This is a genomic window from Oceanobacter antarcticus, from assembly GCF_044962685.1.
GTDB classification, from domain to species: Bacteria; Pseudomonadota; Gammaproteobacteria; order Pseudomonadales; family Oceanobacteraceae; genus Oceanobacter; species Oceanobacter antarcticus.
The window spans coordinates 101,074-113,981 of sequence record NZ_JBBKTX010000007.1 but is presented as its reverse complement, the minus strand read 5'-3'; the positions used below and the strand labels follow the sequence as shown (position 1 = coordinate 113,981).

The window sequence follows — 12,908 nt, the reverse complement described above, 5'->3', positions numbered from 1 at the left end:
AAGAGTTGGAGATGAGAGAGCTGGGGACGACCACGGCGGGTCGTCCCCAACGGATGGTTGTTACTCCTGCAAGGCCAGCTTGAGTTCGCGGGCATCCGGCTCCAGTGTCAAGACACTAACCCGAACCGTCTGACCAATGGCCAGCGTCTGCTCGCCATTGCTGTGCGACAGGGTTTTACTGTCAAAAGCCCAGTTGCCTTTTACCTTGCGGCGGTCTATCTGCCCTTCAATCCCTGAGTCTTCAAAACGCACCATGATGTTGTTGGCGGTGGCGTACTGGATAACCGCATCAAACTGGGCTTCTGCTGGCAGGGTTTTTAACCACTGCAGCTTCAGCCAGGTATCGGTCTGATTGGCAGCGATCCGGGCTTTGGTTTGCTTGTCCTGAATGGCTGCCAGCGCCAGCGCATCCACTTCGGGGGCGGGCTGTGCGGTGAGAATCGCCGCGATCATGCGGTGCACCAGCAGATCGTTGTATTTGCGTAACGGTGACGTCATGGTGGTGTAGCGAGGGAAGCCCAGCCCCATGTGGGGTTTGTCTTCCTGAGTCAGGTTGCTGCGTTCAAGCTGGCGGCTGATGATGTCCTTGACGTTCAGTCCGCTGTCACAGGCCGCTGCCTGTTTCATCAGGCTGACGTAATCTTCCAGCGATTTGATTTTGGGTTTCTTTTCCAGCCCGAGCTGTTCCTTGAGCAGACTGGTTACATCGCCAATACGTTCGGTACGGATACCGGCATGTTCGATAAAAATGCCGCTCTCGTGCTGGCGCAGCCAATCGGCACAAAGACGGTTGCACACCAGCATGCATTCTTCGACCAGGCGTTGGGCGTCGTTGCGTTCCTGCCGCACGATGTCTTTGACCTTGCCATTTTCATCCAGTACCAGACGATAATCGGGACGGTCTTCCATCACCAGGCAGGCTGTTTTGCGCTGGCTGGCGAGTGCTCTGGTACAGTCTTTTAATGCCGCCAGCGACGGTTGCAAGGCGGCGTCGATGTCACCCTGGTGCGCGTCAGCGATAAATTCACTGACTTGCTGATAGCTGAGCTTGGCGTGGCTTTTGACGTGTGCTTGCTGCAAACCGATCAGGGTGGATTCGCCTTCCTGATTGACGGCCACTTCGGCAACCAGTGCCAGACGGGTAACCTCAGGTTGCAGGGAGCACAGCTGTTCGGACAGCGCTGCTGGCAGCATGGGAATGACCAGGTTGGCAAAGTAGGCTGAGGTCGTGCGGTCACGCGCCATCAGATCAAGTGCCGTGCCCGGTTGAATAACAGCAGCCGGATCGGCGATGGCGATGTGCAGCGTCCAGCCGTTATCGGTGACGGTCGCACAGAGGGCGTCGTCCAGATCGCGGGTGCTGGCAGAGTCGATCGTTACCAGTGGCAGCCCGGTCAGATCGACACGTCCGGCGGTGAAGCTGTCGATGCCTGCCGCAGCCAGTTCATTGGCCTGTTGTAATTCGGCTTCGGTGAACTCAGTGGCCAGATTCCATTTCTGACACATGTAGCGGGCTTCGATACCGGCATCCTGGCTACTGCCAATCACCGCATCAATTTCCGCCTGGGCGCGACCCGCAGGGTAAGGGTGTTGGGAAAGATGACCCTTGACCAGCATGCCATCTCCGGCGCTCTGGCGAGATTTGGGCGGCACAAAAATCCAGCGGTTCAAGGCTGGATGGTCGGGCTGGATAAAGTGACCCTTGCCCTTGACGATGTAAGTGCCGCAAAAATCGCTCAGTTCGGTACTGATCAGACTTTCGACAATGGCTTGAGTCTTCTTTTCGGTGACTTCCTCAACACGAAAAGCGACCTTGTCTCCCGGCAGTACCTTTTCCATTTCTTCCGGTGACATGTAGAACTGCTGGTTATCGTCCGTGACTACGAAGCCGAAGCGTCCGCCAGTCGCCCGAACCTTGCCCTCAAACCTGGGAACACTGTCGTGTATTTCCTGTTTGAGAGATTGCAGTTGTGACAACGCATTCTTATCTAGCATTCCGATCTGGCCCCGGCCGGTGAAAAAGGTCGTTGAGTTTAATGGACGCGTGCCATACAGGCCAGTAGGGAAAATTCATGCTGTCTTCAGTTCTTAACAAAGATTCACGACTATGGGTGTTTTAAGGCACTAATGGGGCGGATCACGCCTTAATTTTTATTCTGAGGTCTGAGCATGTCACATACGCCAAGTTTGAGTCGTCGTCGTTTTTTGCAATCGGTTGCTGGTACGGCCAGCGCGGTGAGCGTTCCTGCGGTTATTACCGGTTGTTTTGCCGATGATGACGACAATGAGTCCAGCCGCAACCTGACAGTGTTTGTATTCGGTCATGGGGTAGCGTCGGGCGATCCGCTGGCGGATGCGGTTATTCTCTGGACGCGTGTTACGCCAGATGAATCGGCGACGGCGGATGCCGAAGCGGAAGTGGGCTATACCCTGGCGACCGATGCGGCGATGACCGACGTTGTCGCCTCTGGCACTGTGTATACCGATGCCTCACGCGACTATACCGTCAAGGTGGATGTCACCGGTTTGTCTGCGGGCACCAGCTACTACTATCAGTTCTCTGGCAAGGATGGCGAAAGCTCGACCGTAGGCAAGACCAAAACCTTGCCAGAAGGCAGTGTCAGCAGCGTCAAGCTGGCAGTATGTTCGTGTGCCAACTTTCCTGCCGGGCTGTTTAACGTCTATCAAGAAATTGCCGACAGTGATGCCGATGCGGTTGTACACCTTGGTGACTATTTGTATGAATACGGCACCAATGAATACCCTACCGAAGATGCCGAAGGCCGTGAGCCGGAACCATCGGTAGAGATTACAACGCTGGCGCAATATCGTCAGCGTTATGCGCAATACCATATTGATGCCAACCTGCAGGCTGCGCACGCGGCGAAGCCGTTTATCTGCGTCTGGGATGACCACGAACTGGCCAACGATGCCTACAAGGACGGCGCTGAAAATCACGACGAGACGACCGAAGGGTCGTTTGCCGATCGTCGTGCGGCGGCAGAGCAGGCCTATCATGAGTGGTTGCCAATCCGTACCGGGTCAGATAATACGCATATTTACCGCGCCTTTGATTTTGGCGACCTGGTACGTCTGCATATGCTGGATACCCGTATTCTGGCCCGTAGCAAGCAGCTGGATTATACCAATTACATGACTGCCAGCGGCCTCGATACTACTGCGTTTATGACCGCGATGGCCGATACCTCGCGTGTTTTGCTGGGGGATGAGCAATCGGCCTGGTTTGGTAATAGTCTGGCGACTTCGGGGGCCACCTGGGACGTACTGGGTCAGCAAGTGTTGATGGGCCGCATGTATATTCCAGCGGATATTCTGACCGCTATGGCATCACTGGCAACGGTTGAAGATCAGCAAGCGCTGGCGACCATGCTGGAAACCTATGCGACGGCCAAGTATATGCAGAGCCTGGGTATGGATATTGATGCCGATGTTGCCGCCGCACTGGCAGTCACGGCGCCTTACAATCTGGATGCCTGGGATGGTTATGAAGTGGCGCGCCAGCTACTGTACGCGCAGATTGCGGGTCAATCCCGTGACGTTAACCTGGTTGCTCTGGCCGGTGACACTCATAATGCCTGGGCCAGCCAGTTGACTCAGGGTGACAGTGCCATCGGCGTTGAATTTGCCACCCCATCGGTAACGTCGCCAGGTCTGGAAGTGTATGCCGGGTTTGGTAGCGATGCGGCGTTGCAGGCTTCTTTCGAGTCCGCTATTACCATTCTGATTGATGACCTCAAGTATCTGAATGCCGGTAATCGTGGTTTTATGCTGGTAACGTTTACACCAGAAAAAGCCAGCTGCGACTGGGTATTTGTCGATTCCATCACCAGCTCCAGCTATATCGCCAACACCCGTAAGCGTATGCAGGTGATGGCGGGTAGCGAGCTGACTCTGGAAAATGTCGCATTGAGCTGATTTGAATCAAGGATGGCTGCTTAAAAAACACCCTGATATCAACAGATGTCGGGGTGTTTTTTATTGTTTGGCACCCGGTCTGGAGCAATACAGCAACGACGTTGCGTAGGGATCAGGGTGTCCGCTGTCGGGTTCGGTGGCATAGTGGTGTTGGCCGATGTGATCAAAGGCGGGGTGCTGAATGTCTGCTGCCCGCGATTCCGACAGCCAGACCTGCTGGCTGATCGTCATAAACTCGTCCAGCAAGGTGTGGTTGTGGTGGTCGTACAGCAGATCGGCCGCGAGCACGATATCAATACCATCAGTTCGGTGGAAATTGGTACAGAATTCCAGCTCGTTGTTATTTTGCCTCGTCTGGTTTAATTCGGCATTGGCGCGACAGGCCGCAAGCGCCTGCTGATCCAGGTCGCAGGCAATCACCCGTTTGGCTCCGGCACGAGCAGCCGCAATCGCCACCAGCCCTGATCCACAACCGAGATCCAGAACGGCCTTGTTTCTGACGAGCTGCGGGTGATCCAGAATATAACGTGCCATGGCCAGGCCGCCTGGCCAGCACACTGCCCAATAGGCCGGGTAAGCCGCGATGCGCTGTTGTTCCTCGGCAGAAAAGGGCCGATTGATGCATTCCGGCGCAACCAGCCACAGCTGCAGTTCAGGACAGGCAGCCAGATGTTGGCGGCGGACATAGCTGCCCGGCAGCATCTGTTGCAGTTGCTGGTCAAGCAGTGAATGAGCGTGATTCACCAGGGACGATCCTTCATGCCAGTAGCCATTCCAGTACTTATGCCAGTACTTATGCCCGTACTCATTCAGGCCCCTCCAAGCGCAAAACATTCGCCGGGTTTGGCAACACGATAACCGGCGGCGGCCAGTTGCTCGCCAGCGGCGGCATTGGCGTAGTGATACAGTACCAATTGCTGTCGCAGCGGCTCGGGGTACTCCCGGTCGAGGTCATCGAGGCCGGTATGGGATGGATTGGCACTTAACCCGCAATCGTGAAAGACCACTTCATTGCCGCTCAGCTGGTGGTTGAGAATCTCGGGAATCGGTCGGGTATCGCCGCTGTAAAAAAATTGTCCGGGTAAATGCAGCGCGAAAGATGATCCGGGAGCATGATGCCGGGTCGGATAGCAGCAAAATGTCATGCCTGCGTATTCAAACTGGTCGGTTACCGGTAACAACTGGAAAGATTGCCAGAAATTATGCCCACCCTCTGCCATGGTGCCGGGATAGGTGGCCAGCCGCTGATGCAAAACCGGTATCACACTGAGTGGTACAAACATGGGAATCGGTGCAAGCTGTTGCAGTCGCGCCCGTACGGTCAATATTTCCAGATCGGCGATATGATCCATATGGGCATGGGTCATAAATAGAGCGCTTGGCAGAGCCTGATAGCGTTGCTGTAGTTGTGCCAGTGTGCCCGGCCCGCAATCGATCAACAGCAAGGGCTGGCCCTGTTGTTCCAAGGTAGCGGCGGCACTGCCGAGGGCTAAATGCCCGCCGCTACCGACACCCTGAAAACAGAGGGATAGGTGATTCGGATGTGTTGTCATAGGATGCCTGTAGAAAATAGCCCTGCCTGAATACGGATACTGTTACTGGAGACTGATTATGTGGCGTCCAAAGCGTATGTCCATTCCTACTGCGGCCGAAGCACTGCCCGGCCGTGCTGAACCCTTACCGACCACCAGCCATCATTTTGTTAATGGCCATGACATTGCCGGAGAATGCCCGGAGGATCTGGCTGAATTAATGGTGGGGATGGGATGCTTCTGGGGAGCCGAGCGGGCTTTCTGGTCATTGCCGGGAGTGTATTCCACCTCGGTCGGCTATGGTGCCGGGCATACGCCCAATGCCAGCTATGAAGAGGTTTGCAGCGGTTTAACCGGTCACAACGAGCTGGTGCGTATCTGGTATGACCCGCAGCAAACGTCATTACCGCAACTACTCACTGTATTTTGGGAAAAACATGACCCTTGCCAGGGCATGCGCCAGGGTAACGATATTGGCACCCAGTACCGTTCAGGGATCTATCTGACCAATGCGGAAGATATGGCGCTGGCGGAGCAGAGTCGGGATCAATACCAACAGTGCCTGACTGCCGCAGGCATGCCCGAAATAACTACCGAGATACTGCTGGGCATTCGTTATTACATGGCCGAAGGCTATCACCAGCAATATCTGGCTAAAAATCCCGGTGGGTATTGTGGGCTGGGTGGTTGTGGTGTCGTCTTCGCAGACGCCGTGTCAGAGCAAAAATAACCACGCTATCCATTCCGCCAGCTGCGATCTGCCGTGACCAATACCGCCCTGTCCCTAGGCTCTGGCCGTTGCGGTATGGTATTGGTTGGATTATCCGTAATAATCGCGTGTTAGACTGGTCGCCAATGTTACCAAGGGATGACCGTTTAGTGCGCGCTATCGCTGTATTTCAGTTGAAAGGCGGGGTGGGGAAAACCACCTCCGCCGTCAACCTGGCCGCATTGGCTGCCAGTAACTCCATTCGTACCCTGCTCTGGGATCTGGATCCCCAGGGGGCTGCGACCTGGATACTGGGGGTTGAGCCGGATCGCAAGCAAGACAAGGTCTGGAGTGAAGGCAAGCCCATTGGCCGCTATATTTACCCGACCCAGTACGATCGTCTGGATGTGCTGGCGGCTGATATCTCGTTACGCAAGTTTCACCAGAGTGTTGCCGACAAGCGTACCGCCAGGGATTTGACCACCGATGCCATCAGCATGCTGGGAGAAGACTATGAACTGGTGGTGATTGATTGCCCGCCAGTACTGTCGCCGCAGATTGAGGGTGTCTTGCAGGCCGTGGATAAAATTCTGGTACCGATAGAACCTTCGTTGCTGTCCATTCGGGCCTACGAGCAGTCCAAACAACAGCTCGACTGGGTCAAAAGCAAGCAGTGGATGCCCTTTGTGACTCTGATTGATCGTCGCAAGAGTGCGCACGTCAAATGGGCTGCAGAAGTAGCGCCAAAAATTCGCGAGTTATTACCCGTGTTTATCGGCCACTCTGCCAGTGCTGAGCGGATGCTGGAATTACGCAGTCCGATCGTGGTCTGTCAGCCCCATGTTCCCCTGTCCCGTAATTACCGGGCGTTGTGGGCTGCAGTAAAAGAGCAGTTGAAACTTTGAGCCAGGTGCTCTGATTCAGGCGCTCTGGCTCAGGTCGCTGGCTTGCACCTGCGGATAGGCAATAAAAACGGCCCAGGCGATGGCAGTGGCATAACAGAGGTTGGTTTTTAATTCGCTGTGAGGATTAACCAAAAATTGCCGCTGGGAAGCCAGTCCACGAATCAGGCTGGCCTGATCCGGATCAAAGGCAAGATATTGATCCCAGACTTTCTGATGAATATCGGCATCCAGCGGATACAGCGAGCAGTCTTCGCAAGCATTGACCTGGCTGTGTTCCTGTTTTTGCGCCAGAGCAATCAGCAGGTTTTCCGCAGTGCCGGTATAACAGCCCAGATAGTCCAGTGTTGGGCGAATAATGGTGTCTCTGAGCTCGTGAGGCATAAGCTTCATCGCTCACCCTCCTGTCGTTTTGGTTAGGTTGTATACCCTTAGGAATAGCACACTGGGCGTTATTGACTGGTTTGTTTGAACGGTCGTTGGCCAGTGATGACGGGGTATTGGTTGATTTCTGTGACACTTGTATCAGTTGCAAAAAGAACGCCATTATTCTTGCTGGGAGGGAAATTGATGCAATTAACGCCCATATCGTATTGTGGCTACCGCTGCGCTGTGGCGGATTACGTTGGGCGGGTCGATTTCTGACCGTCGACGTTATAAATATTGTCAGAAATTTGACGGTTGGCGGTTTGTTTACGAATGGATAATTGGCTGGTGATGGTATTGCCGTGTCGATATCCCGCCGTCCACTGGGCGCGGATGGTCGCTGGTGGGGATATTTGCGAATTATTCTCCGTGTTTTTATTTTAAATTATTCTTAAAAACCAAATTTAAATGAAAAAATATTCACCCCGTGACTCTTTTTCAGGCTCGCTTCCCGGTTCATGTCAGAAATTATCTTCGCCAGGCTGGTTTGATACCCACTGTCATTTTGATTTTCCGGCATTTGATCCAGATCGGCGAGCGGTATGGCAGCACTGCGAAACACTGGGTATCTCCGGTTTGATTGTGCCAGGTGTCTGCCGCGAGCAAGGCGAACGTCTGGCATCGTTCTGCGCCGGGCAGCCATGGTTTTTTGCACTGGGGTTACATCCCTGTTTTAGCGAGCGGCACCGTATGGCCGATCTCGACTGGCTGGAGCAGGTATTATCTACGTCAGAATGTGTCGCGGTGGGGGAGTTTGGCCTGCATTTTAGCCGCCCTGTCGATCTGGCGGTGCGTCAGCAACAGCGCCAGCTGTTTGATGCGCAAATACAGTTGGCGCAACAGCACAAACTGCCGGTTATTCTGCACGGCGTGGGAGCGCACGATGAGATTATCCAGGCGTTGCGACTGGCCCGGTTTGACGGTGGTGGTGTCGTGCATGCCTTCAGTGGCAGTGAACAGCAGGCGCGGCAATACCTGGATCTGGGTTTTTGTCTGGGTCTGGGAGGATTATTACTGCGGCCTAATGCCCACCGCTTGCGTCGCACGGTTCAACAGCTGCCGCTGGAAGCCTGGCTGCTGGAAACCGATGCACCGGATATGACGCCCGCGATCGCGGCGTCACGGCGCAACTCGCCCGTTTTCCTGCCGTTGGTGGGGGTGGCACTGGCGCGGATCAAACAGCTGACTCCGGCAGCGCTGCAAGCCTGCCAGGCCGATAGTATTCGCAAGCTATTCTTCCCCTTGTCAGACCATCCTATATAACAGAAAGCTGAGAATGACCTTCAATACCGAACATTCTGGAATGGATGTCACTCGAAAGTATGATTAAAGCCTGGCTGTTGTTTTTGGTAACAAGCCAGAGTTGTTGCCTTTTGTAAGGTGAAATTGATCCCAGGTAACGCGCTCATTATTCTTCCCGGTTGAGATAACAATAAAAATTATGTGGTTGAACATTCAACTGCGGCAACACCGGGTAGGCAAAAAGACATGAAAATAATCAGTGCTGCTTTTTTGATGATAAGCGCGGCAATGTCGTCCTGGGCGGAATTACCTGCCAGCGAGATTGAACGATTACAGCAGGATTTAACCCCATTGGGTGCTGAGCGTGCCGGTAATGGTAAAGCGATACCGGCCTGGACGGGGGGCTTGCCACAAAATAAAGGCCCCTGGGAAAGCGGATTTCATCTTGACCCTTATGCCGGAGAACAGGCCTTATTTCGTATTGAAGCCAGTAACCTGGAAGCACATAAGGCGCAATTGACCGCAGGACAGCGCCAGCTGCTGATGCGGTTTCCGGATATGTACCTGAATGTGTATCCGAGTCATCGTTCTGCGTCTTACCCGGATTATGTTTACGAGGCGATCAGAACCAACGCTGCTACCGCCAAATTGTTGCCTTATGGCTCGGGTGTCACCGGCGCAGTCATGAGTTCGCCCTTTCCGATTCCCGCCAATGGACTGGAAGTGCTCTGGAACCATACGCTCAGATTTCGGGGCCAGACGGTATCCTACGAAGCGGTCAGCTCACTGATAACGGCGTCGGGCCAGCGGATGGATACCCTGCGGGAGTACAACTACTACTTCAAATACAGCGAGTCTGGCCTCCAGCCATCGGCGCTGGATAACAAGGTGTTTCTGTTAACGCGGGAGACTTTGGCCCCAGCGCACCAGGCGGGCAGCCTGACGCTGGTACATGAAACGCTGGATCAGATGCGCTCGCCCCGTAAATCCTGGATTTATACGCCGGGTGCCCGGCGCTTGCGTCGTACTCCAGATCTGGCGCACGACACACCGGATGTGAACAGTCAGTCACTCCGTACCATTGACCAGGTCGATATGTATAACGGTGCGCCGGATTATTACGACTGGACATTGATCGGCAAACAGGAAATCTATATTCCCTACAATGCTTATCCGGTGCATCAGGGGAACCTGCGACTGGACGATATATTACAAAAACACCATCTGAATCCGGCCTTGTTGCGCTACGAGCTGCACCGTGTGTGGGTGATTGAAGCCACTTTGCGGGTAGGGTTCAGTCATCGTTACAGCAAGCGCCGCTATTACCTGGATGAAGACTCCTGGTCGATTGTGTATGCCGAAGAATACGATCATCACGGGTTACTGGTGCAGGTGACAGAAGGCCATCTGATCAACTATTACGACCTGCAAATGATGATGACTACACTGGAAGTGACCTATGATTTTCCCTCCGGGCGTTATTATGTCGAAGGTCTGGATAACGAACGCGAACGCAGTTTCCGCTTCTTTGATACCGGTTTGAGTGAAAACGATTTTTCCACCAATGCCGTCCGCCGCCAGGCCAAACGCTGACAGGCTGATAACAGGCCGCTACACTGCGGCCTGATCTTTAGGGATGTGCTCCGTTGGCTGTCTTTTTTTTGCTCACACCGATGTTCCGTTTGGTGCTCAGGTTGCTGCTGCCACAGTGGCAACGCCGCCGTTACCTGTTGCTTTATCCGTTGCTGTGGTTCTCCCTGACGGGGGGGCTGGTGTTGGCGGATGCCGAGCTGCCGGATAATTTTGCCGAGCTGTCGGACGATGTACAGTCCGTCATTCTGGAATTCATGTTTTTCCCGGAACAGGCCAACCAGGTCTGGGGTAACGATCTGGCGGTGTCGGGCGTTCGCTCGCTGGTGAAATACCTGGACGATTTCCATACCCAGGTACGCATCGACTTTGATGTGGGCACGATTCATATCGAAAGTCGCGGCAGTCACACACCGCTTCAAGCGCTGCGACATGCCATTGAAGCCACCTTGCTGACCCCCGCCGATCCTGCTGCTGTCGACTTGCTGACCGCAGCGGATTTCGGCCTGACGGGAACCCCCTTTCTGGCTGGCAAGGTACAAGATCAGGAAGGCAAATCGGTCGAGTTTCCCTGGCGTGCCCGGCGTTATGCCGAATATCTGGTGGCGCACCAGCTGCAACACACGGGCAGTCGCTACTGGGTTTCGATTCCCATGGTTCGGCAATTTCGTCAGGTCAGTGCACAGCAGTACGGTGAACTGGTGCATCAGGCAGCAAATCGTTATGGCATTCCTGCTGCCCTGATTCTGGCCATTATTGAAACCGAAAGCAGTTTTAACCCCTTTGCCGTCTCTCCCGTGGGGGCCTATGGTTTGATGCAGGTGATGAGTCGTACGGCGGGTCAGGATGTCTATGACAAAATCTATCAGCGCAGTGGTCGACCCGGTCGTGATGTGCTCTTTCGTCCAGAGCAGAACATTGATATCGGCACAGCGTATTTGTCTATTTTACGGGATCGCTATTTGCGCGGCATACAGGATGCCCAAAAGCAGCTCTACTGCATGATCGCATCCTATAACGGCGGTGCCGGTAATCTGTTGAAAACCTTTCATCGCGATCGTCAAAAAGCCATTGCCCGCATTAACGCCATGTCTGCCAATCAGGTTTATCGCACCATCCTGTCGAGTCATCCGAGCCAGGAATCGCGTAACTACCTTAAAAAAGTCTCAGCGGCACAGCAACGCTACGGCGGTGGGACGTGAATCCCCTTCATCCTCAGCCACCAGAGGCGCTGTTGGCGGGTCTGCAACAACATGCAGTCTGGGCTGACGCCGGACTGGCGCTGGTGCCGCTGGAGCATGATATTCGCCTCTGGCTACTGGCAGTGAATGAACAGCGGCTGTTTGATGCTACAGAGATTGCAGCCCTGTGGCGTTACATGCCCTACTGGGCATTTGCCTGGGCAGGGGGCAGGGCAATGTCATCCTTTCTGGTGCAACAGCCGTACCGGGTTGCAGGCAAACGGGTGCTGGATATCGGCTGTGGTGGAGGTATTGCAGCGCTACAGGCCGCTCGCCAAGGCGCGAGTATGGTGGGGGTCTGTGATATTGATCCGCTGGCGACCCTGGCAGCACAGCACAACGCCAGCCTGAACGGCGTGGTCGTCGAGGTTGTTCGTGCCGGAGACTGGGGTGATTTTGATGTGTTTCTGGCGGGCGATCTGCTCTACGACCCGGCGAGTCACCCTCTGTTAGCCGAGCTGCAGGCCAATATTTCGGCAGGGCTAACGGCTGAACCCGCTGCTGCCCTGCGTCATTTCTTCCCGTCTTCAGCGGCTGCAGCCCAGGACTCCGGGCTATTTGCTACCTTACCGGCCATCGGTGATTTTGATCAGCAGGTTTTGATTGAAATCCACGCCATGCCACACTCGCCTTGATCTGGCTGTGATAATCTCGCGGCTTTAGAACAGCTATCAGAAAAAATAAACGGAGATTATTGTATGCGTCGTGTGATGACACTGGTTGCCATGCTGGCAACATCCCCGGCATGGGCCCTGACTGCGACAGAGCTGGATGTGTGGATTAACTCCATGCCACAGATACAAGGCTGGCTGGATCAGCATGAAGATGCCATGCCAAAAACCAGCGCTTCCATGGAACAAGGCATGGCCGCGATGTTTCAGGACGGTATCAAAAGTCTGAAAACCTCAGGCCTCTACAGCGAGTTTGGTCGAAAGGTATCCGCTGCCGGATTTGACAGTGTGGAGCAATGGACAAGGGTAACAACCGAAGTCAGTCTGGGCATGCTGGCCGTGGAAATGAGTGAGCAGGGCGGCAGCCGTGATCAAGTAAAGCAACAACTGGCCCAGCTGCAACAAATGCGCAACGCCGGTGGCATGCCAGCAGAACAGCTGGATGCCATGGAAACCATGATGCGGGGCACGTTGAAAATGATGGATGAAATGGAAGCGGTTGATGCAGCCGACAAGACACTGGTGAGCGGCCGTATGGCGGAACTGCGTCAGTTAATGCAATAACGTAACGGCATCTGAGTGTGAGTGCCTGTTACCATAGCTACCATAGCTACCATAGCTACCATAGCGGTAACGCACTCTAATTCACCCTGACGCTC

General features: G+C 54.4%; 12 protein-coding genes. 8 read left to right on the top strand and 4 right to left on the bottom strand.

Annotated features, from left to right (window positions below; all coding sequences use genetic code 11):
- Positions 1-60: 60 nt before the first annotated feature.
- Entirely contained in the window at positions 61-1,995 is a 1,935-nt protein-coding gene (locus tag WG929_RS07435) for a VacB/RNase II family 3'-5' exoribonuclease (protein WP_416205534.1), read from the bottom strand.
- Between the two features lie 174 nt (positions 1,996-2,169).
- Between WG929_RS07435 and WG929_RS07430 the strand changes: the two genes are divergently transcribed.
- Positions 2,170-3,936 carry an alkaline phosphatase D family protein gene (locus WG929_RS07430; RefSeq protein WP_416205533.1) on the top strand — a complete coding sequence of 589 codons (1,767 nt, stop codon included), beginning with the start codon at positions 2,170-2,172 and terminating at the stop codon, positions 3,934-3,936.
- A 60-nt stretch (positions 3,937-3,996) separates the two neighbouring features.
- Here WG929_RS07430 and WG929_RS07425 read toward each other — a convergent pair whose 3' ends face one another.
- A complete protein-coding gene (locus tag WG929_RS07425; RefSeq protein ID WP_416205532.1) occupies positions 3,997-4,680 on the bottom strand; it encodes a class I SAM-dependent methyltransferase in 684 nt (227 codons plus the stop codon).
- 65 nt (positions 4,681-4,745) lie between these two features.
- The gene (locus WG929_RS07420; RefSeq protein ID WP_369856795.1) at positions 4,746-5,489 is read right to left on the bottom strand and encodes an MBL fold metallo-hydrolase; all 744 of its coding nucleotides are present in this window, start codon (positions 5,487-5,489) and stop codon (positions 4,746-4,748) included.
- Between the two features lie 58 nt (positions 5,490-5,547).
- Between WG929_RS07420 and msrA the strand changes: the two genes are divergently transcribed.
- Both msrA and WG929_RS07410 read left to right on the top strand, forming a co-directional pair.
- Positions 5,548-6,198 (top strand): peptide-methionine (S)-S-oxide reductase MsrA, encoded by a 651-nt coding sequence (gene msrA / locus WG929_RS07415; RefSeq protein WP_369856796.1) that lies wholly within the window; start codon positions 5,548-5,550, stop codon positions 6,196-6,198.
- Between the two features lie 149 nt (positions 6,199-6,347).
- Positions 6,348-7,082: a ParA family protein gene (locus WG929_RS07410; protein ID WP_369856797.1), complete on the top strand. Its 735-nt coding sequence runs from the start codon at positions 6,348-6,350 to the stop codon at positions 7,080-7,082.
- A 15-nt stretch (positions 7,083-7,097) separates the two neighbouring features.
- On the opposite strand, the gene WG929_RS07405 is transcribed toward WG929_RS07410, so the two are convergent.
- The gene (locus tag WG929_RS07405) at positions 7,098-7,472 is read right to left on the bottom strand and encodes a hypothetical protein (protein ID WP_416205531.1); all 375 of its coding nucleotides are present in this window, start codon (positions 7,470-7,472) and stop codon (positions 7,098-7,100) included.
- A gap of 441 nt (positions 7,473-7,913) precedes the next feature.
- Between WG929_RS07405 and WG929_RS07400 the strand changes: the two genes are divergently transcribed.
- The 5 genes from WG929_RS07400 to WG929_RS07380 all read left to right on the top strand — a co-directional run bounded on the left by WG929_RS07400 (position 7,914) and on the right by WG929_RS07380 (position 12,813).
- Entirely contained in the window at positions 7,914-8,768 is an 855-nt protein-coding gene (locus tag WG929_RS07400; RefSeq protein WP_416205530.1) for a TatD family hydrolase, read from the top strand.
- A gap of 225 nt (positions 8,769-8,993) precedes the next feature.
- On the top strand, positions 8,994-10,340 hold the full coding sequence (locus WG929_RS07395; RefSeq protein WP_416205529.1) for a DUF1329 domain-containing protein: 1,347 nt from the start codon (positions 8,994-8,996) through the stop codon (positions 10,338-10,340).
- A 53-nt stretch (positions 10,341-10,393) separates the two neighbouring features.
- Positions 10,394-11,539, top strand: a complete 1,146-nt coding sequence (locus tag WG929_RS07390) for a murein transglycosylase domain-containing protein (protein WP_416205528.1) — start codon at positions 10,394-10,396, stop codon at positions 11,537-11,539.
- A complete protein-coding gene (locus WG929_RS07385) occupies positions 11,536-12,213 on the top strand; it encodes a class I SAM-dependent methyltransferase (RefSeq protein ID WP_416205527.1) in 678 nt (225 codons plus the stop codon). Before WG929_RS07390 ends, WG929_RS07385 begins: the two co-directional genes overlap by 4 nt.
- Before the next feature lie 63 nt (positions 12,214-12,276).
- Positions 12,277-12,813, top strand: coding sequence for a hypothetical protein (locus WG929_RS07380; protein WP_416205526.1), 537 nt, complete (start codon positions 12,277-12,279; stop codon positions 12,811-12,813).
- Positions 12,814-12,908 lie beyond the last annotated feature (95 nt).